The following is a 23,540-nucleotide window of genomic DNA, read 5'->3' on the forward strand; positions in this document are numbered from 1 at the left end:
CGCCGCTCGCCATCCTGCGCGGGCGCCATCGCATGCGGCTGATCGTCAGGACGGCGCGCGAGATCAACCTGCAGGACTATCTGCGTGCCTGGCTCAAACGGGCGCCGCGACCGAAGGGCTCGGTCAGGGTCGCGGTCGACGTCGATCCGCAGAGCTTTCTTTAGCCGGATTCCCGCTGCGTAGCCGCGCAGGTGGCCGCGCCCGGCGCCGGCTGCTTCTTTCGACCGCATCCAAAGCATGTGGGGCGGGTATTTCGTTGGTTGCGCACCCCGAAACCCCATGCTATCGCACCGCCGCAATCCAAGCGCCGCAAGCCCTGGAACAGGTTTGTCGCGCGCTTGATCATCGCAGTGTCGGGGCCGTGCACTCCACCTTCGCCAGAAGGTCGCCGGAGCGGTCCCCTGGAAGAGAGAGCGAGAGCGTGGCCGAGGGCGGATCGCAGGAACAGTCCCCAGTCTCGGGCGTGGCCGAGCGCTATGCGACGGCTCTGTTCGAACTGGCCAGCGAGGCCAAGACGGTCGACGCCGTCGCCAAGGACCTCGATGGCTTCGCCGCGATGATCGCCGAGAGCGATGATCTCAAGCGCCTGATCGAGAGCCCGGCTTTCTCGGCGCAGGATCAGGTCTCCGCCATCACCGCGCTCACCGCCAAGGCCGGCATCGCCGGGCTTGCCGCCAACTTCATCGGCTTCGTCGCCAGCAAGCGCCGCCTGTTCGCGCTGCCGGGCATGATCCGTGCCTTCCGTGCCAAGGTCGCCGAGGCCAAGGGCGTGGTCAGCGCCGAGGTCACGCTCGCCGAGCAGCCCTCGGCCGCCCAGCTCAAGGACATCACTGCCGCCCTCAGGGAGGTTGCGGGCAAGGATGTCGACGTTTCGCTCAAGGTCGACCCGGCCATCATCGGCGGTCTCATCGTCAAGATGGGTTCGCGCATGGTCGATGCGTCCCTGAAAACCAAGCTCAATTCTATTCGTCTTGCCATGAAAGAGGTCGGCTGATGGACATCCGCGCCGCTGAAATCTCCGCTATCCTGAAGTCGCAGATCTCGAACTTCGGCTCGGAAGCCTCGGTCACCGAGGTCGGTCAGGTTCTCTCCGTCGGTGACGGCATCGCCCGCGTCTACGGTCTCGACAAGGTCCAGGCCGGCGAGATGGTCGAGTTCGAGTCGGGCGTGCGCGGCATGGCCCTCAACCTCGAGAGCGACAATGTCGGCGTCGTCATTTTCGGTTCCGACCGCGAGATCAAGGAAGGCCAGACCGTTAAGCGCACCGGCGCCATCGTCGACGTGCCGGTCGGCAAGGAGCTGCTCGGCCGCGTCGTCGACGCGCTCGGCAACCCGATCGACGGCAAGGGCCCGATCAAGGCGGCCCAGCGTGCCCGCGTCGACGTCAAGGCCCCCGGCATCATCCCGCGCAAGTCGGTGCACGAGCCGATGGCGACCGGCCTCAAGGCGATCGACGCCCTGATCCCGATCGGCCGCGGCCAGCGCGAGCTGATCATCGGCGACCGCCAGACCGGCAAGACCGCCGTGGCGCTCGATACGATCCTCAACCAGAAGCCGCTGAACGTCGAAGGCGCGCCGGAGAGCCAGAAGCTCTACTGCGTCTACGTCGCCGTCGGCCAGAAGCGTTCGACCGTCGCCCAGCTCGTGAAGGTGCTCGAGGAGCGCGGCGCGATGGAGTATTCCATCGTCGTGGCGGCCACCGCCTCCGACCCGGCCCCGATGCAGTTCCTGGCGCCCTTCGCCGGCTGCTCGATGGGCGAGTATTTCCGCGACAACGGCATGCACGCCGTGATCATCTATGACGACCTGTCGAAGCAGGCCGTCGCCTACCGCCAGATGTCGCTGCTGCTGCGCCGCCCGCCGGGCCGCGAGGCTTATCCCGGCGACGTGTTCTACCTCCACTCCCGCCTGCTCGAGCGCGCCGCCAAGATGGGCGAGGCCGCCGGTCTCGGCTCGCTGACGGCGCTGCCGGTCATCGAGACGCAGGCCAACGACGTCTCGGCCTACATCCCGACCAACGTGATCTCGATCACCGACGGGCAGATCTTCCTCGAGACCGACCTGTTCTACCAGGGCATCCGCCCGGCGGTGAACGTCGGCCTCTCGGTGTCGCGCGTCGGCTCGGCCGCCCAGACCAAGGCGACCAAGAAGGTTGCCGGCAAGATCAAGGGCGAGCTCGCCCAGTATCGCGAGATGGCGGCCTTCGCCCAGTTCGGCTCCGACCTCGATGCCGTCACGCAGCGCCTGCTCAACCGCGGCGCCCGCCTGACCGAGCTGCTGAAGCAGGGCCAGTTCTCGCCGCTGAAGATGGAAGAGCAGACGGTCGTGATCTATGCCGGCGTCAACGGCTATCTCGACCCGCTGCCGGTCAACAAGGTCCGCGCCTTCGAGGACGGGCTGCTCTCGCTGGTGCGCGGCAAGCACGCCGACCTGCTGAACGAGATCGGCTCCTCGAAGGACCTTTCGGACGCGAATGCCGCGAAGCTGAAGGGGATCGTCGAGGGCTACGCCAAGTCCTTCGCCTGATCTTTGCGAGCGCAGCGAGGCAATCCAGCCCCGCTGCGCCAGTTCTGGATTGCTTCGTCGCTGCGCCCTCGCAATGACGGATAGGGGATCAAGACCGGATGCCGTCCCTTAAGGACCTACGCAACCGCATCGCCTCGGTGAAGGCGACGCAGAAGATCACCAAGGCCATGCAGATGGTCGCGGCAGCCAAGCTGCGCCGCGCCCAGAGCGCGGCCGAGGCGGCGCGTCCCTATGCCGAGCGCATGGAGACGGTGCTGGCGAACCTCGCCTCCGGCATCTCCGGGCCGGGCGCGCCGAAGCTGATCGGCGGGACGGGCTCGGACAAGGTGCACCTGCTCGTGGTCTGCACCGCCGAGCGCGGCCTCTGCGGCGCCTTTAACTCCTCGATCGCCCGCCTCGCCCGCGACAAGGCGCTGGCGCTGAAGGCAGAGGGCAAGACGGTCAAGTTCATCTGCGTCGGCAAGAAGGGCTTCGACATCCTGCGTCGGCAGTTCGCCGCCGACATCGTCGAAGTGATCGACCTGCGCGCCTTCAAGCAGCTCGGTTTCGCCAATGCCGAGACGATCGCGCAGAACATCCTGGCGCGCTTTGCCGCCGGCGAGTTCGACGTCGCGACGCTGTTCTTCTCGAAGTTCAAGTCGGTGATCTCGCAGATCCCGACGGCACAGCGCATCATCCCGGCCGAAATCCCGGCTGGCACCAAGACGATGAGCGCCGTCTATGATTACGAGCCGGAGGAAAGCGAGATCCTCGAGACGCTGCTGCCGCGCAACCTCACGGTGCAGGTGCTGCGTGCGATCCTGGAGAACGCCGCTTCCGAGCAGGGCGCGCGCATGTCGGCGATGGACTCCGCCACGCGCAATGCCGGCGAGATGATCAAGAAGCAGACGCAGCTGTACAACCGCTCGCGCCAGGCGATGATCACCAAGGAACTGATCGAGATCATCTCCGGCGCGGAAGCGCTCTAACCGCCTAACTTCAGGCCGGCGTGCCGGCCATCCGACACGCTGAACGCGAATCCGAGGTTCGAACCATGGCCAAAGCCGCTACCAAGACCAAGACCGACAAGCCCGCCAACACCGGCACCGGCCGCGTCGCGCAGGTCATCGGCGCCGTCGTCGACGTGCAGTTCGACGGCGTCCTGCCCGAGATCCTGAATGCGCTCGAGACCGACAATCTCGGCAACCGCCTCGTCCTCGAGGTCGCCCAGCATCTCGGTGAGAACACGGTTCGCACCATCGCCATGGACTCGACCGAAGGTCTGGTCCGCGGCCAGGTGGTCACCGACACCGGCGCCCCGATCGCGGTTCCGGTCGGTGACGAGTGCCTCGGCCGCATCATGAACGTCATCGGCGAGCCGGTGGACGAGGCCGGTCCGATCAAGACGTCGGGCACCCGCGCCATCCACCAGCCGGCTCCGAGCTATGCCGACCAGGCGACGGAAGCGCAGATCCTGGTCACCGGCATCAAGGTCGTCGACCTGCTGGCGCCTTACGCCAAGGGCGGCAAGATCGGCCTGTTCGGCGGCGCCGGCGTCGGCAAGACCGTTCTGATCATGGAGCTGATCAACAACGTCGCGAAGGCGCACGGTGGTTATTCCGTGTTCGCCGGCGTCGGCGAGCGCACCCGCGAAGGCAACGACCTTTATCACGAGATGATCGAGTCGGGCGTGAACAAGAAGGGCGGCGGCGAAGGCTCCAAGTGCGCTCTCGTCTACGGTCAGATGAACGAGCCCCCGGGTGCCCGCATGCGCGTCGCCCTGTCCGGCCTGACCGTGGCGGAAGACTTCCGCGACCGCGGCCAGGACGTGCTGTTCTTCGTCGACAACATCTTCCGCTTCACCCAGGCGGGCTCCGAGGTGTCGGCGCTGCTCGGCCGTATCCCGTCGGCGGTGGGCTATCAGCCGACGCTTGCCACCGACATGGGCAACCTGCAGGAGCGCATCACCACCACCAACAAGGGCTCGATCACCTCGGTGCAGGCGATCTACGTGCCGGCGGACGACCTGACCGACCCGGCGCCGGCGACCTCGTTCGCGCACCTTGACGCCACGACCGTGCTCTCGCGCTCGATCGCGGAAAAGGGCATCTATCCGGCGGTCGACCCGCTCGACTCGACCTCGCGCATGCTCTCTGCCGCCATCGTCGGTGACGAGCACTATGGCGTCGCCCGCCAGGTCCAGCAGATCCTCCAGCGCTACAAGGCCCTGCAGGACATCATCGCGATCCTGGGCATGGACGAGCTCTCGGAAGAGGACAAGCTCGCCGTCGCCCGCGCCCGCAAGATTGAGCGCTTCCTGTCGCAGCCCTTCTTCGTCGCGGAAGTCTTCACCGGCTCGCCTGGCAAGCTCGTCGCGCTCGAAGACACGATCAAGGGCTTCAAGGGCCTGGTCGAGGGCAAGTACGACCACCTGCCGGAAGCCGCCTTCTACATGGTCGGCTCGATCGAGGAAGCGGTCGAGAAGGCCCAGCGCCTGGCTGCCGAGGCGGCGTAAGTTTCACGGGCCATCCCGGCCGGCATCGGTCGGTCGGGGGGGCGTGACACGCGTCTTTCCCGGGCTTGTCCCGGGAATCTCTGGACGAGAAGACACTGGTTTCAGAGATGGTCGGGTCAGGCCCGACCATGACGAGCCTGGAGAGATTTTACGATGGCCACCTTCACATTCGAACTCGTCTCGCCGGAGCGCATCCTGTTCTCGGGCGACGCCGTCAGCGTCATCGTGCCGTCGGTGGAGGGTGAGATGACCGTGCTCGCCGGTCATGCGCCGGTCGTCGCCGTGCTGAAGCCCGGCATCGTCCTGGTCCAGACCGACTCGAGCAACGGCAAGGAATTCTTCGTCTCCGGCGGCCTCGCCGAGATCAACGCCACGAGCCTCACCATCCTGGCTGAGCAGGCCCGCTTCCTCGAGGACGTCGACACCGCCGTCCTGGATGCGGAGATTCTGACCGCCGAGACCCGCCATGCCGGTTCGCATGACGAAGCCGAGAAGAAGCGCCTGCACGACCAGCTCGTGCAGCTGCGCGAGTTCAAGGGCGTGTTCGAGCAGCGCAAGGCCGCCTGACGGACCGCGTCGCGGTCTGGGGCGAGAGACAACGGGCCGCGCAAGCGGCCCTTTTTCGTTGGGTCTGGAGGCGAGGATCAGCTCGTCGGCTTGGCGAACTCGGCAAAGGCCGCGACCACTTTCTCGTAGACCATTCGCTTGAACGGCACGACGCGCTCCGGCATCTCCGCGAGCGGCAGCCAGGCCCACTCCGAGAACTCGGCGGGCTCGTCACCATTCGGCCGGCTGATGTCGAACTCGGTCTCGCTGCCGGTGAAGCGGAAAGCGACCCAGCGCTGGCGCTGGCCGCGAAAGACGCTCAGCCTGTGCGGCGGGCCGGCATAGGCGGGGAAGTCGTAGGCCCACCACTCCTGCGTGGCGGCGAGGAATGCGGCGCTGCTCACCCCGGTTTCCTCGGCGAGCTCGCGGCGGGCGGCCGCAACGATATCCTCGTTCGCGTCGATGCCGCCCTGCGGCATCTGCCAGTCGAAGCCCGGCAGGACGATCTCGGGCCCGGCGCTGTGCGAGCGGCCGGCAAAGACGCGGCCCTGCGCGTTGAACAGGGCGATGCCGACATTGGGACGATAGGGGAGGGAGGAGGTCATGACCCCTCCCGCTACCACGTGATGGCCAGCAAGGTGAACTCAGGCCGCGATCGCCTCGGCCAGTGCGACGACACGCTTGGCCATCTCGGCATGCAAACGCTCGACCATGCGCCCGTCGAGCTGGATCGCGCCCTTGTCGGCGTTCCCCGGCTCGTCGAAAGCCGAGATGATGGCGCGGGCCCGCGCGAGCTCGGTCTCCTCCGGTGCGAAGATGCCGTTCGCCACTGCGACCTGGTTGGGATGGATCAGGGTCTTGCCGTCGAAGCCGAGGTCGCGGGCCTGCTCGCATTCGGCGCGGAAGCCGGCCTCGTCCTTGAGGTCATTGTAGACGCCGTCGATGACGTCGATGCCATGGGCGCGCGCGGCGAGGATCGCCGTGGTCAGCCAGGGCAGCATCGGCGCACGGCCGGGCACAAAGCGGGCGCGGGTTTCCTTGGCAAGGTCGTTGGTGCCGAGGATGAAGCAGGTGAGACGGGTCGAGGGATCACGGGCGGCCCGAGCGATCTTCTCGCAATCGAGGATGGCGAGCGGTGTCTCGATCATCGCCCAGATCTGCGTTTCCGGCCTGGCCCAGAGCCCTGTCAGGCGATGGCCGATCTCGATCAACGCTTCCGGCGAAGACACCTTGGGGATCAGGATCGCGTTGGGCGCGGCCTCCGTCGCGGCGGCGAGGTCTGCGTCGAACCAGGGCGTGTCGATGCCGTTGGTGCGGATGACCAGCTCGCGCCGGCCATAGCCGCCCGCCTTCACCGCGGCGCAGACCTGTTCGCGCGCCAGTCCCTTGGCGTCCGGAGCGACCGCGTCCTCGAGATCGAGGATCAGCGCGTCGGCGGCAATCTCGCGGGCCTTCTCCAACGCGCGGGCATTGGAGCCCGGCATATAGAGGACGCTGCGGCGCGGACGGATGTCGGTCATAGTGTCTCTCCGGATAGAGGGTCGCCGGGTTCGCTGCAGTGCACACTAAGCTGCGCCGCAATGCAATGTCAGTTCTGCGAAAGACGAATGACGGGGCTGTGATGGGCTGGATTGCCGGTGTGGATGGCTGCAAGGCCGGCTGGATCGCGGCTTTCGCCGATCCTACCGGGCATCTAGCACCATTTTTCCGGGTCATTCCGCGCTGGAGCGATCTGCTTGCCGGCCAGACTGTGCCGGAGCTGATCGCGGTCGACATGCCGATCGGCTTGCCGGACCGGATCTCCGGATCGGGACGTGGGCCGGAGCAGGCGGTGCGGGCGCTCCTCGGCGAGCGGCAATCCTCGGTATTCTCTATTCCCTCGCGCAGCGCGGTACACGCAACCGACTATGCTGAGGCCTGCCTATTGGCGCTTGCGACCTCGGAGCCGCCGCGTAAGGTCTCGAAGCAGGGCTTCCATCTCTTTCCGCGCATCCGCGAGATCGACGCCCTGCTGCGGGCCGAGCCTGATTGGCGCGAGCGCATCTTCGAGACGCATCCGGAGCTTGCTTTCGCGACCATGCGCGGTGCGCCGCTGGTGCACCCGAAGAAGATCAAGGGCGTGGTCAACCCGGCCGGGATGGCCGAGCGCCGCGCTCTGCTGCTGGCGGCAGGACTGCCGGAGGCCATCGTCCATGCGAAACCGCCGCGCGGTGCCGCGGCTGACGATGCCCTCGACGCCCTCGCAGCGCTGGTCGTCGCCCGGCACATTGCCGCCGGGCGCGGGAGGCCCTTTCCCGATCCGCCGGGACGCGATAGCCACGCTCTACCTATCGCGATCTGGACCTATGTCGCGGATCGCTCCCTCGCCCAGGATCCGCCCATGACAGACAAGCCTGTGCCGCGCTCGATGATCGAGGCCGCGGCTGACCGCATTGCCGGCCATGCCCGCACCACTCCGGTGATGCGGCTTGGCACCGGCGCTTTCGGCTCGCGCGCCGATGTCTCGCTCAAGCTCGAATGCCTGCAGCATGCCGGCTCGTTCAAGACGCGCGGCGCTTTCAACAACCTGCTCTCGCTCGATGTGCCGGCCGCCGGCGTCGCCGCGGCCTCGGGCGGCAATCACGGTGCAGCGGTCGCCTATGCCGCCGGCCAGCGCGGCGTGAAGGCGACGATCTTCGTGCCGGAGATCTCGCCGGCCGCCAAGATCGAGGCGATCCGCCGTTTCGGCGCCGAGGTCCGGATCGGTGGTGCGCAATATGACGACGCCCAGGCGGCCTGCGACAAGTTCGTGGCCGAGACCGGCGCGCTGAAGATCCACCCCTTCTCGGCCAAGGAGACGATCGCCGGCCAGGGCACGCTCGGCCGCGAATGGCAAGGCCAGGAGCCCGATCTCGACACCGTCCTCGTCGCGGTCGGCGGCGGCGGGTTGATCTCTGGCATCGCCGCCTGGTTCGCCGGCACCAGCGTCAAGGTCGTCGGCGTCGAGCCGGAGGGCTCGCGGGCGCTGCACGCCGCACTCGAGGCGAAGGCGCCGGTGACGGTGACCGTCGCCTCGGTCGCGGCCGATTCGCTGGGGGCCCGCAATGTCGGCCAGCTGGTCTATGACGTCTGCAAGGATGCGGTCGACCATGTCGTGCTGGTCCCGGATGCGGCGATCACCGAGGCTCAAGCGCTGCTCTGGCGCGATTTCCGCCTCGCGGTCGAGCCCGGCGGTGCGGCGGCGCTGGGCGCGCTGATCGCCGGCTCCTACAAGCCGCAGCCTGGCGAGCGTCTCGGCGTCCTCGTCTGCGGCGCCAATGTCGATCTCGCCAAGCTGATCGAGATCATCGCGTGAGCCGGCGGGGCATCGCGAAGGGCGGCAAGGCGCTCTATGGCGCGCCGCTCGGCGTGCTGATGCTGGAGGCGCGTTTTCCGCGCATTTTCGGCGACATGGGTAACGCCACGACCTGGCCTTTCCCGGTTCTCTACCGCGTCGTCTCCGGGGCCAGCCCGGAGAAGGTGGTGCTGAAGGGAGCGGCCGGACTGCTCCCAGATTTCGTCGCGGCGGCGCAGGAGCTGATCCGGCACGGCGCCGAGGCGATCACCACCAATTGCGGCTTCCTCTCGCTGTTTCAGCAGGAGCTGGCGGCTGCGGTCGGTGTTCCCGTCGCGACGTCATCGCTGATGCAGGTGCCCTGGGTGCAGGCGACCCTGCCGCCGGGCAAGCGCGTCGGCCTCGTCACCGTCTCGGCGGCGACGCTGACGCCGCAGCACCTTGCGGCCGTCGGCGTCCCCGCCGACACACCGGTCACCGGCACCGAGAACGGCCGCGAATTCTTCCGCGTGCTGATCAAGGCGGAGAAGGACGAGATGGATATCGACCTCGCCGAGCAGGACGTGGTCGAGGCGGCGCTGCGACTGGTCGCAGGCCATCCCGAAGTCGGTGCCATCGTACTCGAATGCACCAACATGCCGCCCTATGCGGCTGCGGTGCAGGCGGCGACGGGCCTGCCGGTCTACGACATCTATTCGATGATCACCTGGTTCCATGCCGGTCTGCGGCCGCGCGACTTCCGGCTCTGACTTCGGCTTCGGGCGAGCTTTACGGCGGGCCGCGCCGCAGCGCACAATGAGGTCCCGCCGCGAGAGCCGAGCCGATGTCCGAGATCACCAGCAAGACCAATACCGGCCGCTTCTTCGAGGACTTCCGGCTCGGCGAGACCATCGTCCACGCGACGCCGCGCACGGTCACGGTCGGCGACGTCTCGCTCTACACCGCGCTCTACGGGACGCGCTTCGCCGTGCAATCCTCGGATGCCTTCGCCAAAGCGATCGGCTATCCGGTCGCGCCGGTCGACGATCTCCTCGTCTTCCACATCGTCTTCGGCAAGACGGTGCCGGACATCTCGCTCAATGCCGTCGCCAATCTCGGCTATGCCGATGGCCGCTTCCTCAAGCCGGTCTTTCCGGGCGACACGCTCTCGACGACGTCGGAGGTGATCGGTCTGAAGCAGACCTCGGGCGGCGATGCCGGCATTGTCTATGTCCGCTCGATCGGCCGCAACCAGCATAATGAGATCGTGCTGAGCTATGCTCGCTGGGTGCTGGTGCGCAAGCGCCGGCCCGGCACGCCGGCGGAGTTCGAGCTGGTGCCCGAGCTGCCGAAGAGCGTCGCCCCGGAGGCGTTGGGCGAGGGCTGCCCGCCGCTGCATCCGGCCGCCTATGACGATGCGCTTTCGGGCTCGCCCTTCCGCTGGGGCGACTACCGGGCAGGCGAGCGCATCGACCACGTCGACGGCATGACCGTCGAGGAGGCCGAGCACCAGATTGCGACGCGGCTCTACCAGAATACCGCCAAGGTCCATTTCGACGCCTATGGCGCCCGCGAGACCCGCTTCGGCAAGCGCCTGATCTATGGCGGGCATGTCATCAGCCTGGCGCGCGCCCTGTCCTTCAACGGGCTCGGCAACGCCTTCCACATCGCGGCGATCAACGCGGGTCGCCATGTCTCGCCGCTCTTTGCCGGCGACACCGTCTTCGCCTGGAGCGAGGTGCTGGAGGCGGCCGAGGTGCCTGGACGCGAGGATGTCGGCGCGCTCAGGCTTCGCCTCGTCGCGACCAAGAACCTGCCCTGCAACGAGCACCCGCTGAAGCACGCCGACCAGTACGCCGACGGGGTGATCCTCGATTTCGACTACTGGGCGCTGCTGCCGCGGTGACGATCCGGAAGCGGTCGAGGGCCGTCGTGAACTGAAAAGTTACAGATTTTGATTTCTGTAATCGCCCGAATGCATACCGCATTGCGACAAGGACATGGTTTCGTTAGAGAGCCATACACTCTAGAACGATACCAAGCGATCTTCGCTTCGTGAGCTTGAAGGGTCGGGAGTTCAAGACTTGGCCGAGTCCAGACCGGCGGCACGCCCGCTTTCACCGCATCTGCAGATTTATCGCTGGTCCTGGACCATGGCGATGTCGATCGCCCATCGCGCCACCGGTTCGGCGCTCTATGCCGGTACCCTGCTGATCGCGCTCTGGCTCATCGCCGCCGCCTCGGGCCCGGCCGCTTACGAAACGGCGCAGTGGATCGCCGGCTCCATCCTCGGCCGGCTCGTGCTGTTCGGTTACACCTTCATGCTGCTGCACCATATGGTCGGTGGTCTTCGCCATTTCGTCTGGGATCTCGGCCACGGCTTCGACCCGCAGACCCGCACGAATCTGGCGAAGTACAGTGTCGTCGTCTCCGGCGGGCTCACCGTGCTCGTCTGGATCATCGCCCTGACGCGCTGAGGACCAAAGCCGATGCTCTCCAACTCCTCGATGCGCACTCCGCTCGGCCGCGTCCGCGGCCTCGGCTCCGCCAAGTCCGGCACCGGCCATTTCTGGCTGCAACGCCTCACCGCCGTCGCCAACCTCGTCCTGACGATCGGCTTCCTCTGCGTCGTGCTCTCGCTGATCGGCAAGCCCTATGGCGCCGCGATTGCGACGCTGGCCAAGCCGCAGGTCGCGATCCTGATGTTGCTCTTCGTGGTCTCCGGCGTCGTCCACATGCGCCTGGGCATGCAGGTCGTCATCGAGGACTATGTCCATCATGAGGGGCTGAAGATCCTCGCCGTGATGGCCAACACCTTCTTTGCGATCGCGGTCGGCGCTGCCTGCGCCTTCGCGCTCCTGAAGATCTCGTTCGGAGGCTGATCATGGCGATCACCCGCGCCCGTGCCGTCCCGGCCTATACCGGCCAGGCCTACCCCATTACCGACCATACCTTCGACGTCGTCGTCGTCGGCGCCGGCGGCGCCGGGCTTCGCGCCACGGTCGGCTGCTCGCAGGCAGGCCTGCGCACCGCCTGCATCAGCAAGGTCTTCCCGACCCGCTCGCACACCGTCGCCGCCCAGGGCGGCGTCGCCGCCTCGCTCGGCAATATGGGCAAGGACACCTGGCAGTGGCACATGTACGACACCGTCAAGGGGTCGGACTGGCTCGGCGACCAGGACGCCATCGAATATCTCGTGCGCAACGCACCGGCCGCCGTCTACGAACTCGAGCACTGGGGCGTGCCCTTTTCGCGCACGGAGTCGGGGAAAATCTATCAGCGCCCCTTCGGCGGCATGACCACCGATTTCGGCAACGGGCCTCCGGCCCAGCGCACCTGCGCTGCCGCCGACCGCACCGGCCACGCCATGCTGCACACGCTCTATGGCCAGGCGCTGCGCTACAACACCGAATTCTTCATCGAGTACTTCGCCATCGACCTGATCATGGACGAGGACGGGCATTGCCGTGGCGTGATCGCGCTCAAGCTCGATGACGGCACGCTGCACCGCTTCCGCTCGCAGCAGACGATCCTGGCGACCGGTGGCTATGGCCGCGCCTATTTCTCGGCGACCTCGGCCCATACCTGCACCGGCGATGGCGGCGGCATGGTGCTGCGCGCCGGCCTGCCGATGCAGGACATGGAGTTCGTCCAGTTCCATCCGACCGGCATCTACGGCTCGGGCTGCCTGATCACCGAGGGCGCCCGCGGCGAGGGCGGCTACCTCACCAATTCCGAGGGCGAGCGCTTCATGGAGCGCTATGCCCCCTCCGCCAAGGACCTTGCCTCGCGCGACGTCGTCTCACGCTCGATGACGATGGAGATCCGGGCCGGCCGCGGCGTCGGCAAGGACAAGGACCACATCTACCTGCATCTCGACCATCTCGACCCGAAGATCCTGCACGAGCGCCTGCCCGGCATCTCGGAGAGCGCCAAGATCTTCGCCGGCGTCGACGTCACCCGCGAGCCGATCCCGGTGATCCCGACCGTGCACTACAACATGGGCGGCATCCCCACGAACTTCCACGGCGAGGTGCTGACCAAGGTCGACGGCGATCCGGACCGGGTCGTGCCGGGCTTGATGGCGATCGGCGAAGCCGCCTGCGTCTCCGTCCACGGCGCCAACCGCCTCGGCTCGAACTCGCTGATCGACCTCGTCGTCTTCGGCCGCGCAGCAGGGCTGCGCTGCGCCGAGACCGTCAAGGCCGGCGAGACGCAGCCGGAGCTGCCGGCGAACTCGGCCGATCTCTCGCTGACCCGTCTCGACAAGTATCGCAACGCCAAGGGCGGCACGCCGACCGCGGTGCTGCGCGACAAGATGCAGCGGACGATGCAGTCCGATTGCGCCGTCTATCGTACCGGCGAGACGCTGGAGGCCGGACACAAGGCGATCCACGAGGTCTGGGCCGGCATCACCGACATCGGCACGACGGATCGCTCGCTGATCTGGAACTCGGACCTGATCGAGACGCTCGAGTTCGAGAACCTGATCACCCAGGCGGTGGTCACCATGGACTCGGCGCTGCAGCGCCCGGAGAGCCGCGGCGCCCATGCCCGCGAGGACTATCCGGACCGCAACGACAAGGACTGGATGAAGCACACGCTCGCGTGGATCGACGACGAGAAGCGCACCGTCACGCTCGATGACCGTCCGGTGCACACCTACACGCTCTCGAATGACATCGAATACATCAAGCCGAAGGCGCGGGTGTACTGAGGACGATCTGACCGATGGCCGAATTCAATCTCCCGCAGAACTCCCGCCTGACCGAGGGCAAGGCCTGGCCGAAGCCGGCCGGCGCCAAGAAGGTCACCGAGTTCAAGATCTATCGCTGGAACCCGGACGACACCGCCAATCCGCGCACCGACACCTATTATGTCGACCGCGACGATTGCGGGCCGATGGTGCTCGACGCGCTGATCTGGATCAAGAACAAGGTCGACCCGACGCTGACCTTCCGGCGCTCCTGCCGCGAGGGCATCTGCGGCTCCTGCGCCATGAACATGGACGGCAAGAACGGCCTCGCCTGCACCACCGGCATCGACGAATGCGGCGGCAAGGGCAAGGTCGCGATCTATCCGCTGCCGCATATGCCGGTGGTCAAGGACCTCGTTCCCGACCTGACCCGCTTCTACGCTCAGCACGCCTCGATCGAGCCCTGGCTCAAGACCACGACGCCGGCGCCCGAAAAGGAATGGAAGCAGGCCAAGGACGACCGCGAGAAGCTCGACGGTCTCTATGAGTGCATCCTCTGCGCCTGCTGCTCGACCTCCTGCCCGAGCTATTGGTGGAACGGCGACCGCTATCTTGGCCCCGCCGCGTTGCTCCAGGCCTATCGCTGGCTGATTGACTCGCGCGACGAGGCCACCGGCGAGCGCCTCGACGATCTCGAGGACCCGTTCCGGCTCTATCGCTGCCACACCATCATGAACTGCGCTAACGCCTGCCCGAAGGGGCTCAACCCCGCCAAGGCGATCGCGGAAGTGAAGAAGATGATGGTGGCCCGCCAGGTCTGAGCCGGCCGGAATTCTACTGGCGCGGCCGTCTGACGCGGCGGCCTGCGCTTCCGGTGCTCACGTACTGATGTACGCTCCGCTCCGGTTCTCGGCCGCCACGCCAGCCGACTCACGCCAGCGAATTCCGGCTCGCCTGAGCGAGGTTCGGTTTCGGGCCGCACGGATTTCCGCAATTCCGCCGCCGATTTCGCCGGATTCGGCCCTCAATCGATCACGTCCGCGACAAGACGCCGCGTTCTCATGGTGACGCCAAGTCACCGCATGAGGGCGAATGATGTCGCAAGACCACGGGCAGCAGACCGAGAGCAGACGTGAACCTCCTCTCTCGCCCCTCGGCATCACGCCGCGGCGCTTCGGGCGCAGTCCCGGCCTGAAATTCTTCGTCATCGGTTTTCTGGCGCTGCTGCTGCTGATCCCGCTGATGTTCGTCTCCAGTCTGCGTGGCGAGCGGTCGGCAACCGCCAATCAGGCGGCCCGCGAGATCGGCGATGCCTGGGGCCGCGAGCAGATCGTCGGCGGCCCGGCTCTGCTGGTGCCCTATCTGGTGCCGCCCAAGGCCGCCAATGCGGCGCCGACGCGCGAGGTCGCGGTCTTCCTGCCGGATGATCTCCAGGCGAGTTCGGAGGCGCAGACCGAAATCCGGCGGCGCTCGATCTTCGACGTGCCGGTCTATCGCAGCAAGGTCACGCTGAATGCGCGCTTCCTGCCGCCCGATTTCAAGACGATCACCTCGGAGGACGTGCAGCCGCTCTGGAACGAGGCGGTGCTCGCCGTCGGGGTCGGCGATGTCCGCGGCCTGAAGAACCGGGCCATGGCGCAAATCCGCGACGGAGCCGCGATCGAGTTCGAGCCGACGCTGGGAGCCGGCATTCGCGACGGCAACGGCATCCATGCCGCCTTGCGCGGCGTCGACCTGACCAGGCCGCTCGTCGTCGAGGTCGGGCTCGACCTCAACGGCTCGCGCAGCTTCTCGATCGTGCCGCTGGCGAAGAACAGCGCGCTCCGGATGAGCTCGAACTGGCAGCATCCGAGCTTCTCCGGCGCGCATCTGCCGGATGATCGGGTGATCGACGCGAACGGCTTCTCGGCCTCCTGGCGGGTCTCGCATCTGGCGCGCAATCTGCCGCTCGCCTTCACCCATGACAAACGGGCGGACGTAACCTTCATCGCCGGCGCCGTCGGCGCTCGTTTCTACCAGCCGGTCGACCTCTATCAGCTCGTCGAACGCGCCATCAAATACGGCGTGCTCTTCGTCGGCGCGGTCTTCCTCGCGGTGTTCGGGTTGGAGCTGGTGGCGCGCGACAATCTCCACGCCGTCCAGTACACACTCGTCGGCTTCGCGCTGGTGCTGTTCTATGTGCTGCTGCTGTCTCTAGCCGAGCATCTCGGCTTCCTGACCGCCTATCTGACCGCTGCCGCGGCAACGACGGCGCTGATCGCGCTCTATATCGGCCTCGTCCTGCGCAGTTTCGTGCGTGGCGGCGTCCTGGGGCTGATCCTCGCCACCGGCTATGGGCTGGTCTATGCGCTCCTGAAATCCGAGGATTTCGCCCTGCTCGCGGGAGCGATCGGCGCCTTCGTTGCGCTGACGGCACTGATGCTCGGCACGGCCAGGGTCAATTGGTCCGGCCTTGGTGACGGCATGGCCAAGAGCATCACCGCTGATCCGGTGCAGCCGAGCGGCTCGGCGTGACGTTCAGGAGAGATAGCGGCCCGGCGCGAAAGGCGCCGGGTCGGCCGGAGCCGCTTCGCCGCAGATCAGCGCGGCGAGGATCTCCCCCGTCACGGGGCCGGTCGAGAAGCCGATATGCTGGTTGCCGAAGGCGAGCCAGAGGCCGGGATGGCGCGGCGCCTCGCCGATCACAGGCAGCGAATCCGGCAAGGTCGGGCGTGAGCCGCGCCAGGTTGCATCGTCCGCCGGCTCCGTCAGCGGAAAGGCCTCGCGCGCCCGCGGCAGCACCTGCTCGATCTGGGCATGGTCGTCGGGGGCATCGCGATCGGCGAGCTCGACGCCGCTGGTCAGGCGCAGGCCGCGCTCCATCGGCGCCAGCATGTAGGACGCCTCGACATCGTAGATCGGGCGGTTGAGGAAGCGCCCCTGCGCCGGCTTGTAGTGGCGGTGATAGCCGCGCTCGACATTGAGCGGCACTTTCAGGCCGAGAGGTCGCAGCAGATCGGCGCTCCAGGGTCCGAGCGCGACGACCGCGAGTGCGGCGTCGTGCTGGGCGCCCTTGGTCGTGACACGCCAGCTATCGCCCTGCCTCGACAGGGCGGTGACCTCGTCGCGCAGGATCGTGCCGCCCCGCGCGGCGAACAAGGCCGCATAGGCCTCGACAACCGCGCCCGGCCAATCGACCGAGGCGCTGTCCTTGTGGTGGAGGGCAGCAGAGAATATCGGATTGAGGCTCGGCTCCAGCGCCGAGAGCGCCTGCCGGTCGAGCGCCTCGACGCGGACATCGTGGTCTTCCAAGAAGGTCCGGCGCGCCTCGGCGGCGGACCGGCCGGCCTCGCTGCGCCAGAGCTCGAGGAAGCCGGTATCGCGCAAGCGCCAGGCGATGCCGGCTTCCGTCATCAGCCGCTTGTGCAGCGGCAGGGAGGGCGCGATCAGGCTTTCCAGCGCCGCGACGCGGTGGCTGAGCCGCTCCGGCCTGGCCTCGTTGAGAAAGCCGAGAATCCAGCCGGGATTGGCCAGGAGGTGGCCGAGCCGGTAGCGCACTGCCGCATGCCGGTTGCCGAGGTATTTCGGCAGGTTTTTCCACAGGCCGGGATTGTTCAGCGGCATGATCGAGGAGCGGCTGATCACCCCGGCATTGCCGTAGGAGGTCTCGCGGCCGGGCTCGCGCCGGTCGATCAGCGTGACCTTGAGGCCGCGCTTCTGCAAGGCAAGCGCGCAGGAGACGCCGACCATGCCGGCGCCGATCACCATGACAGTGCGGCTCACGCGATGGAATCCTGCTCGGCCGGCGCTTTCAGCCAATGGTCGAGGAAGCTGTCGAGCCAGGCGCGGACCGGCGGATCGTACTGGTACCAGCCGTCGAGATGCTGGTGGCGCAATTGCGCGCCCGGCATCAGCGTACGCTCATGGCCGCGTACCGACCAGCGGCACATCATCGCCAGCGTCACTTCAGGGTGGAATTGCAGGCCGTAGGCCTTGCGGCCGGCGCGGATCGCCTGGACCGGGAAGTCGCCGCCGGTCGCCAGGCATTCGGCCCCGGTCGGGCAGTCGAAGCCCTCGCGGTGCCATTGATAGACGATGCCCGGCCAAATGCAGCCGGAAGCAGTGGCATGGGCGCGGCCGGCCTCGGTCAGGCTGAGCGGGTAATAGCCTACCTCGGCCCGGCCCTCGGCATGGCTGTAGACGGTCGCGCCGAGATGACGGGCGAGCATCTGCGCACCCAGGCAGAGCCCCAGGAACGGCGCATCTTCCTTAAGGCAGGTGCCGATCCAGTCGGTTTCGGCCTTGACGAAATCGTCGGGGTCGTTGGCGCTCATCGGCCCGCCGAAGATCACTGCGCCGGCATGGTCTCGCATGGTCTGCGGCAGCGGGTCGCCGAAACGGGGCCTGCGGATATCGAGGGCATGGCCGCGCTCGGCGATCAGGCGGCCGACACGGCCGGGCGTCGAATGCTCCTGATGGAGTACGATCAACACCGGTTTGCGAGGTGGCAGGGCGTCGAGGCGGGTGCGGAGCCGGCGACGGGCCTCGAAGCGATAGGACAGATCGTTCATCGCGATGGTCGATTGCGCTCCCGAAACCGGATTCTCCGCGCCGGATCATACTTAAAATGCGGTTTGCCGGCTGTCGCTGCAAGCAAATTGTAAGCCAGCGCCAGCATGACGGAGCCCAGCGCCGTGCATGCTCCGTGCAATCTTTCATCAACACACCTCTGGCAATGCAACCATCAGTGCTGACGACGATTGACTTTCGCGCTAGGCTCAGGCATGAGAATGAACATTCATTCTCATTGTTCCAAACAAGCATGTCACAAGTCGTATCCTCCTTCTCGGCCGAACGCGGTCTCTCGGAGCGCCATATCCGCATCCTCGACGCGGCCGAGCGCGTTTTCGCGCGCGCCGGTTTCCATGCCGCGACGATGAACGACATTGCTGTGGAAGCCGCGATGAGTCCGGGCAATCTCTACCGCTACTTCTCGTCGAAGGACGCGCTGATCGCCGGCATCAGCGAGCGCGACCGGACCGAGGTCGCGGCCGATTTCGCCCAGCTCGACCCGGCCAAGGGCGGCTTGCTCGATCAGCTCGAGGAGCTCGGCCGCCAGCACATGGTGCGTAAGCCCCGCGAGAAGGCGATCATCGCGCTGCAGATCTGGGCCGAGGCGTCGCGCACACCCGAGATGGCGCAGATCTGTGCCGGGTTCGACGAGGTGGTCGAGCAGGGCCTAGGAGCCGCCGTCGCGGCTGCCAAGGCGAGCGGCGAACTGCCGAGCAATCTCGATCAAGCGCGTTTTCTGACGGCGCTGTTCATGATGGCGGACGGCTTCTTCTGCCGGCGTGCCGTCGATCCGAATTTCGACGCCGCCGCCGGCGCCGAAGCCCTGTTCGCCGCGATGCGGGGACTGGCGCAGACCATGCTGCTGCCGCTCGCCGACGGCCAAACTTCGTAAGAAGGCCGACCATGCCCATCTCGACCAAAAAACTGATCTTGCTGCCGCTCGTCGCGCTTGCCTATGCGCCCGGAGCGGCCTTCGCCCAGGTGCCGGCCTCCGCTGCTACCGCCCAGAAGCCCTCCGCTGGGCCTGCGATCACGGTGACATCGGCCAGGCGCGATGAGATCGTGCAGAGCGTCGTCGTCTCCGGCTCGATGATCGCGCGCGACGAGATCATGGTTGCGCCCGAGATCGACGGCGTCGTCATCACCGAGCTGCTCGCCGAGGAGGGCGATCGCGTCGTCGCCGGCCAGGTGCTGGCGCGTCTGTCGCGCACCACGCTCGAAGTGCAGCGTTCCCAGAACGAGGCGCAGATCAAGCGCGCAGAGGCGGCGGTCGACCAGGCCAAGGCGCAGATCGTCGAGGCCGAGGCCAATCTCGTCCAGGCCAACAACGCCTTCGACCGGACCAAGGCGCTGCGCGACAGCGGCAATGCCAGCCTCGAGACCTTCGACCAGCGCGCTGCCGCGGCGCGAGGCGGGCAGGCGCGATTGAACTCGATGAAGCAGGCGCTCGCGATCGCCACCGCCGATCTGGCGCTGGCCCAGGCTCAGGGCCGCGATATCGACGTCAGGCTCGCCCGCACCGAGATCAAGGCGCCGAAGGCCGGCATCGTCAGCCGCCGCAACGCCAGGCTTGGTGCGATGGCGACGATGGCGGCGGCCGAGCCGCTGTTCAAGATCATCGCCGACGGCGCGATCGAGCTCGAAGCCGATGTCGCCGAGGTCGAGCTGCCCAATCTCAAGATCGGGCAGGCGGTCGCGGTCACGCCGGCCGGCTCCGACAAGCCGCTCGCCGGTCAGGTCCGGCTGATCTCGCCCGAGGTCGACAAGGCCTCGCGGCTCGGTCGCCTGCGTATCACGCTGACGGGCAACCCGCCGGTCGCCGTCGGTTCCTTCGCGCGCGGCGTGATCGAGACCGGCCGCAAGACCAGCATCGTGCTGCCGCTCTCGGCGATCACCTATGCCCGCGGCGGCGCCATGGTCCAGTCTGTCAAGGACGGCAAGGTAACGACGAAGAAGGTCACGCTCGGACTGATCGGCGGCGGGCGCGCCGAGATCGCTTCCGGCCTCGCCGAGGGCGAGAGCGTGGTCGCGCGGGCCGGCACCTTCGTGCGCGATGGCGACGCCATCACGCCGATCGCGTCGAACTGAACCGACGGAGCTATCCGTGAGCGTCAATTTCTCCGCCTGGTCGATCCGAAAGCCGGTTCCGGCGATCCTGCTCTTCGTCGTGCTCTGCGTGCTCGGGCTGCTCTCGTTCTCGAAGCTGCCGGTGACGCGCTTCCCGAATATCGACGTGCCCTTCGTCTCGGTGACGGTGACCCAGTCGGGCGCTGCCCCGGCCGAGCTGGAAAGCCAGGTCTCCAAGCGCGTCGAGGACGCGGTCGCCAACATCACCGGCGTCAAGCATGTGATGTCGACGCTGACCGACGGCTCTTCGGTGACGCTGGTCGAGTTCAGGCTCGAAACCAACACCGACCGCGCCGTCAACGACGTCAAGGACGCGATCGCCAAGATCAGGGCCGAGCTGCCGCGCACCATCGACGAGCCGGTGATCCAGCGCATCGACGTCGAGGGCCAGTCGATCCTGACCTATGGCGCCTCCTCGCCCGGCCTGACGCTGGAGCAGCTCTCCTGGCATGTCGACGATGTCGTCGCGCGCGAATTGCAGGGGCTGAAGGGCGTCGGCCGGGTCGAACGCTATGGCGGCGTTGATCGCGAAATCCGGATCTCGCTCGATCCCGACCGTTTGCTGGCGCTCGGTACCACTGCCGGCGACGTCAACCGCCAGATCCGCGCAACCAATGTCGACTTGGCTGGTGGGCGTGGCGAGGTCGGCGGCCAGGAGCAAGCGATCCGCACGCTCGCCAGCGCCAAGACCGTCGCCGAACTGGCCGACAGCAAGATCCAGCTCACAGGTGGGCGCGAGGTCCGCCTGAAGGAACTCGGCCGGGTCGAGGATGCCAGCTCGGAGCCACGTGCCTTCGGCCGACTGAACAAGCAGCCTGTAGTGTCCTTCGCAGTGTTCCGTTCGAAGGGTTCGAGCGAGCTCTCGGTCAAGGACGTGGTCGCGGCCAAGATCGACGACCTCAACAAGCGCTATCCGACGATCAAGCTGGCGCCGATCGACGACGCCGTCGCCTACACCTACGGCAACTACAAGGCGGCGATGGAGACGCTGCTGGAGGGCGCGGCGCTGGCCGTGCTCGTCGTCTTCGTCTTCCTGCGCAACTGGCGGGCGACACTGATCACCGCGATCGCGCTACCGCTCTCGGCCATTCCGACCTTCTGGGCGATGGAGCTGCTCGGCTTCTCGCTCAATCTCGTCAGCCTGCTCGGCATCACCCTGGTGACCGGCATCCTGGTCGACGACGCGATCGTCGAGATCGAGAACATCGTCCGGCACATGAAGATGGGCAAATCGCCCTATCGCGCCGCGATGGAGGCCGCCGACGAGATCGGCCTCGCGGTCATCGCGATCACGCTGACCATCGTCGCCATCTTCGCGCCGGTCTCGTTCATGGGCGGCATCGCCGGCCAGTATTTCCGCCAGTTCGGCCTCACCGTCGCGATCGCTGTGCTGTTCTCGCTCCTGGTCGCGCGCCTGATCACGCCGATGATGGCAGCCTATCTGTTCAGGCCGGTGAAGCACCACGACGCCAAGGACGGCTTCGTGATGCGCGGCTATTCCTGGCTGCTCGAGGCCTCGCTCAGGAAGCGCCGCATCCCGGTGCTGCCGCGCTTCGACGGTTCGGGGACATGGCGGAAGCTGCCGTTCAACACGGCCTATCTCACGCTGATCGCCGGCTTCGGCTTCCTGTTCGTCTCGATCCAGGCGACGGCGCTGCTGCCGACCGGCTTCTTCCCGGAGGAGGATACCGCCCGCATCGTCGCATCGGTGGAATTGCCGCCCGGCGCGACGCTTGAGGACACCACCGTCGCGACCGACAAGATCGTCGACAAGCTGCGCGAGATCCCGCAGGTGACGAACGTCTTCGTGCTTGGCGGGGCATCGCCGACCGGCCAGCGCGAGGTCCGCCGCGCCGCGGTCTTCATCCTGCTGACGCCGAAGGCCGAGCGTGACGTTCCGCAGAAGGAACTCAAGGTCGTCATCGCCGAGAAGCTGGCCGGCGTGCCCGACGTCCGCGCCTGGTACGTCAACGAGCGCGGCGAGCGCGAGATGGCGTTCTCGATCCTGTCCAAGGACGGCGACGCACTCGACGAGACGGTGGCGAAGATCGAGGCGCGCATGCGCCAGGTCGACGGCTACTTGAACGTCGCGACCGCCGGTTCGTTGAGCCGGCCGGAGATGCGCGTCACGCCGAAGCTGGAACAGGCCGCCAATCTCGGCGTCACGCCCGAGGCGATCTCGGAGGCGCTGCGGGTCGCCACCATCGGCGACATCGGTCCCAACCTCGCCAAGTTCAACGCCGGCGACCGGCTGGTGCCGATCCGCGTCCAGCTCGACGAGCAGGCCCGTACCGACATCCGCAACATTGCGGCGCTGCGCGTCATCAGCGCGTCCGGCGTCTCGGTTCCGCTCACCGCCGTGGCCGAGATCGGCTTCGGCGAGGGGCCGTCCTCGATCGACCGCTATGACCGCGTCCGCCGCGCCGCCATCGGCGCCGACCTGAAGCGCGGTTTCGAGCTCGGCACCGCACAGGAGAAGTTCCAGGAGATCGTCAAGGAGGTCGGCCTTCCCGAGGGCGTGCGCATCGCTGCGACAGGCGATGCCGAGATCCAGGGCGAGGTGGTCGAAGGTTTCATCCACGCGATGACCACCGGCCTGATGCTGGTGCTCGCCGTGCTGATCCTGCTGTTCGGCTCGGTCTTCCAGCCGATCACCATCCTGCTCTCGCTGCCGCTCTCCTTCGGCGGCGTGGTGATCGCGCTGCTCGCCACCCACAACCCTGTCTCGATGCCCGTCTATATCGGCCTGCTGATGCTGATGGGCATCGTCACCAAGAATGCGATCATGCTGGTCGATTTCGCGGTCGAAGAGGTCGCGCGCGGCAAGGACCGGCTGACGGCACTGCTGGAAGCCGGCCACAAGCGGGCGCGGCCGATCGTGATGACCACCATCGCCATGGCCGCCGGCATGCTGCCCTCGGCCTATGGCGTCGGCGATGGCGGCGAGTTCCGCGCGCCGATGGCGATCGCGGTGATCGGCGGCCTGCTCGTCTCGACCGTGCTCTCCCTTGTCTTCGTGCCGTCCTTCTACGTGGTGATGGACGATCTCGGCCGGCTCACCGGCTGGGTCTTCGGCCGCTTCCTCGGCAAGGCCGAGGACGAGAGCCAGTGGGAGGCGATCCGCGAGGAGGAGACGCCTGGTGAAGCCAGCGCCAAGGCGATGGCCGGCAAGCTGCCGCCGCCGCGGCTGGCGGCGGAGTGAGGGCAAGGGCGCTTTAGCCGGACAGGTAGCGCATCGGGGCAGCCGCGCCGCGCCCCGATGAGCTACCTATTTTGCACGGCTGCTGCCTGCGGAATGCAGCGTCTTA

21 protein-coding genes are annotated in these 23,540 nt (G+C 67.0%); 17 read left to right on the plus strand and 4 right to left on the minus strand.

What is annotated here, in order from left to right; all coding sequences use genetic code 11:
- The 6 genes from CXY91_RS30195 to CXY91_RS14565 all read left to right on the plus strand — a co-directional run.
- Positions 1-164, plus strand: a 164-nt coding sequence (locus CXY91_RS30195; protein WP_158673415.1) for a hypothetical protein, incomplete at its 5' end; no start/stop codon positions are given.
- 257 nt (positions 165-421) lie between these two features.
- Positions 422-994: a F0F1 ATP synthase subunit delta gene (locus CXY91_RS14545; protein WP_091832821.1), complete on the plus strand. Its 573-nt coding sequence runs from the start codon at positions 422-424 to the stop codon at positions 992-994.
- Positions 994-2,526, plus strand: a complete 1,533-nt coding sequence (gene atpA, locus CXY91_RS14550; RefSeq protein WP_091832824.1) for a F0F1 ATP synthase subunit alpha — start codon at positions 994-996, stop codon at positions 2,524-2,526. Before CXY91_RS14545 ends, atpA begins: the two co-directional genes overlap by 1 nt.
- A gap of 98 nt (positions 2,527-2,624) precedes the next feature.
- Positions 2,625-3,494, plus strand: coding sequence for a F0F1 ATP synthase subunit gamma (locus tag CXY91_RS14555; RefSeq protein WP_091832827.1), 870 nt, complete (start codon positions 2,625-2,627; stop codon positions 3,492-3,494).
- Positions 3,495-3,559: 65 nt separating this feature from the next.
- The gene (gene atpD / locus CXY91_RS14560; RefSeq protein ID WP_091832830.1) at positions 3,560-5,020 is read left to right on the plus strand and encodes a F0F1 ATP synthase subunit beta; all 1,461 of its coding nucleotides are present in this window, start codon (positions 3,560-3,562) and stop codon (positions 5,018-5,020) included.
- Between the two features lie 153 nt (positions 5,021-5,173).
- Positions 5,174-5,587 carry a F0F1 ATP synthase subunit epsilon gene (locus tag CXY91_RS14565; RefSeq protein WP_091832833.1) on the plus strand — a complete coding sequence of 138 codons (414 nt, stop codon included), beginning with the start codon at positions 5,174-5,176 and terminating at the stop codon, positions 5,585-5,587.
- A 77-nt stretch (positions 5,588-5,664) separates the two neighbouring features.
- Here CXY91_RS14565 and CXY91_RS14570 read toward each other — a convergent pair whose 3' ends face one another.
- Together CXY91_RS14570 and CXY91_RS14575 are read right to left on the minus strand one after the other, a co-directional pair.
- Positions 5,665-6,171, minus strand: coding sequence for an RNA pyrophosphohydrolase (locus CXY91_RS14570; protein WP_100962084.1), 507 nt, complete (start codon positions 6,169-6,171; stop codon positions 5,665-5,667).
- A 39-nt stretch (positions 6,172-6,210) separates the two neighbouring features.
- The gene (locus tag CXY91_RS14575) at positions 6,211-7,086 is read right to left on the minus strand and encodes an HpcH/HpaI aldolase/citrate lyase family protein (protein ID WP_100962085.1); all 876 of its coding nucleotides are present in this window, start codon (positions 7,084-7,086) and stop codon (positions 6,211-6,213) included.
- A 101-nt stretch (positions 7,087-7,187) separates the two neighbouring features.
- On the opposite strand from CXY91_RS14575, the gene CXY91_RS31240 reads away from it, so the two are divergent.
- From CXY91_RS31240 to creD, 8 genes are all read left to right on the plus strand, one after another.
- Complete coding sequence (locus CXY91_RS31240) at positions 7,188-8,900, plus strand: serine/threonine dehydratase (RefSeq protein ID WP_158673416.1); 1,713 nt, start codon at positions 7,188-7,190, stop codon at positions 8,898-8,900.
- Entirely contained in the window at positions 8,897-9,628 is a 732-nt protein-coding gene (locus CXY91_RS14585; RefSeq protein WP_100962087.1) for an aspartate/glutamate racemase family protein, read from the plus strand. Before CXY91_RS31240 ends, CXY91_RS14585 begins: the two co-directional genes overlap by 4 nt.
- 74 nt (positions 9,629-9,702) lie before the next feature.
- Positions 9,703-10,764: a MaoC family dehydratase gene (locus CXY91_RS14590; protein WP_091832850.1), complete on the plus strand. Its 1,062-nt coding sequence runs from the start codon at positions 9,703-9,705 to the stop codon at positions 10,762-10,764.
- 178 nt (positions 10,765-10,942) lie between these two features.
- Entirely contained in the window at positions 10,943-11,335 is a 393-nt protein-coding gene (gene sdhC, locus CXY91_RS14595) for a succinate dehydrogenase, cytochrome b556 subunit (protein WP_091832853.1), read from the plus strand.
- Positions 11,336-11,347: 12 nt separating this feature from the next.
- Entirely contained in the window at positions 11,348-11,740 is a 393-nt protein-coding gene (sdhD, locus tag CXY91_RS14600) for a succinate dehydrogenase, hydrophobic membrane anchor protein (RefSeq protein WP_244543789.1), read from the plus strand.
- Between the two features lie 2 nt (positions 11,741-11,742).
- Positions 11,743-13,575: a succinate dehydrogenase flavoprotein subunit gene (gene sdhA, locus CXY91_RS14605; RefSeq protein WP_091832857.1), complete on the plus strand. Its 1,833-nt coding sequence runs from the start codon at positions 11,743-11,745 to the stop codon at positions 13,573-13,575.
- A 14-nt stretch (positions 13,576-13,589) separates the two neighbouring features.
- A complete protein-coding gene (locus CXY91_RS14610; RefSeq protein WP_091832860.1) occupies positions 13,590-14,375 on the plus strand; it encodes a succinate dehydrogenase iron-sulfur subunit in 786 nt (261 codons plus the stop codon).
- A gap of 271 nt (positions 14,376-14,646) precedes the next feature.
- Positions 14,647-16,068, plus strand: coding sequence for a cell envelope integrity protein CreD (gene creD, locus CXY91_RS14615; RefSeq protein WP_100962088.1), 1,422 nt, complete (start codon positions 14,647-14,649; stop codon positions 16,066-16,068).
- A gap of 3 nt (positions 16,069-16,071) precedes the next feature.
- Here creD and CXY91_RS14620 read toward each other — a convergent pair whose 3' ends face one another.
- Together CXY91_RS14620 and CXY91_RS14625 are read right to left on the minus strand one after the other, a co-directional pair.
- Positions 16,072-17,316, minus strand: coding sequence for an NAD(P)/FAD-dependent oxidoreductase (locus CXY91_RS14620; RefSeq protein WP_248307496.1), 1,245 nt, complete (start codon positions 17,314-17,316; stop codon positions 16,072-16,074).
- Positions 17,313-18,104 carry a glutamine amidotransferase gene (locus tag CXY91_RS14625; protein ID WP_100962090.1) on the minus strand — a complete coding sequence of 264 codons (792 nt, stop codon included), beginning with the start codon at positions 18,102-18,104 and terminating at the stop codon, positions 17,313-17,315. The genes CXY91_RS14620 and CXY91_RS14625 overlap by 4 nt, the downstream gene beginning before the upstream one ends.
- A 56-nt stretch (positions 18,105-18,160) precedes the next feature.
- Here CXY91_RS14625 and CXY91_RS14630 point away from each other — a divergent pair, with 56 nt between their 5' ends.
- The 3 genes from CXY91_RS14630 to CXY91_RS14640 are packed head-to-tail and all read left to right on the plus strand — an operon-like array spanning position 18,161 to position 23,434.
- Positions 18,161-18,997, plus strand: coding sequence for a TetR/AcrR family transcriptional regulator (locus CXY91_RS14630; protein WP_100962091.1), 837 nt, complete (start codon positions 18,161-18,163; stop codon positions 18,995-18,997).
- An 11-nt stretch (positions 18,998-19,008) separates the two neighbouring features.
- Positions 19,009-20,193 carry an efflux RND transporter periplasmic adaptor subunit gene (locus CXY91_RS14635; RefSeq protein WP_100962092.1) on the plus strand — a complete coding sequence of 395 codons (1,185 nt, stop codon included), beginning with the start codon at positions 19,009-19,011 and terminating at the stop codon, positions 20,191-20,193.
- A 16-nt stretch (positions 20,194-20,209) separates the two neighbouring features.
- Complete coding sequence (locus CXY91_RS14640; RefSeq protein WP_100962093.1) at positions 20,210-23,434, plus strand: efflux RND transporter permease subunit; 3,225 nt, start codon at positions 20,210-20,212, stop codon at positions 23,432-23,434.
- Positions 23,435-23,540: the final 106 nt, after the last annotated feature.

It is taken from the genome of Allobosea sp. FBZP-16, from assembly GCF_002831785.1.
Taxonomy (GTDB): domain Bacteria; phylum Pseudomonadota; class Alphaproteobacteria; order Rhizobiales; family Beijerinckiaceae; genus Allobosea; species Allobosea lupini.

Excerpts from the sequence above, each read along its gene's own strand:
- atpA (WP_091832824.1), top strand. The coding sequence starts at position 994 with ATGGACATCCGCGCCGCTGAAATCTCCGCTATCCTGAAGTCGCAGATC.
- CXY91_RS14555 (WP_091832827.1), top strand. The coding sequence starts at position 2,625 with ATGCCGTCCCTTAAGGACCTACGCAACCGCATCGCCTCGGTGAAGGCG.
- atpD (WP_091832830.1), top strand. The coding sequence starts at position 3,560 with ATGGCCAAAGCCGCTACCAAGACCAAGACCGACAAGCCCGCCAACACC.
- CXY91_RS14565 (WP_091832833.1), top strand. The coding sequence starts at position 5,174 with ATGGCCACCTTCACATTCGAACTCGTCTCGCCGGAGCGCATCCTGTTC.
- CXY91_RS14570 (WP_100962084.1), bottom strand. The coding sequence starts at position 6,171 with ATGACCTCCTCCCTCCCCTATCGTCCCAATGTCGGCATCGCCCTGTTC.
- CXY91_RS14575 (WP_100962085.1), bottom strand. The coding sequence starts at position 7,086 with ATGACCGACATCCGTCCGCGCCGCAGCGTCCTCTATATGCCGGGCTCC.
- CXY91_RS31240 (WP_158673416.1), top strand. The coding sequence starts at position 7,188 with ATGGGCTGGATTGCCGGTGTGGATGGCTGCAAGGCCGGCTGGATCGCG.
- CXY91_RS14590 (WP_091832850.1), top strand. The coding sequence starts at position 9,703 with ATGTCCGAGATCACCAGCAAGACCAATACCGGCCGCTTCTTCGAGGAC.
- sdhD (WP_244543789.1), top strand. The coding sequence starts at position 11,348 with ATGCTCTCCAACTCCTCGATGCGCACTCCGCTCGGCCGCGTCCGCGGC.
- sdhA (WP_091832857.1), top strand. The coding sequence starts at position 11,743 with ATGGCGATCACCCGCGCCCGTGCCGTCCCGGCCTATACCGGCCAGGCC.
- CXY91_RS14610 (WP_091832860.1), top strand. The coding sequence starts at position 13,590 with ATGGCCGAATTCAATCTCCCGCAGAACTCCCGCCTGACCGAGGGCAAG.
- creD (WP_100962088.1), top strand. The coding sequence starts at position 14,647 with ATGATGTCGCAAGACCACGGGCAGCAGACCGAGAGCAGACGTGAACCT.
- CXY91_RS14625 (WP_100962090.1), bottom strand. The coding sequence starts at position 18,104 with ATGAACGATCTGTCCTATCGCTTCGAGGCCCGTCGCCGGCTCCGCACC.
- CXY91_RS14630 (WP_100962091.1), top strand. The coding sequence starts at position 18,161 with ATGCGGTTTGCCGGCTGTCGCTGCAAGCAAATTGTAAGCCAGCGCCAG.
- CXY91_RS14635 (WP_100962092.1), top strand. The coding sequence starts at position 19,009 with ATGCCCATCTCGACCAAAAAACTGATCTTGCTGCCGCTCGTCGCGCTT.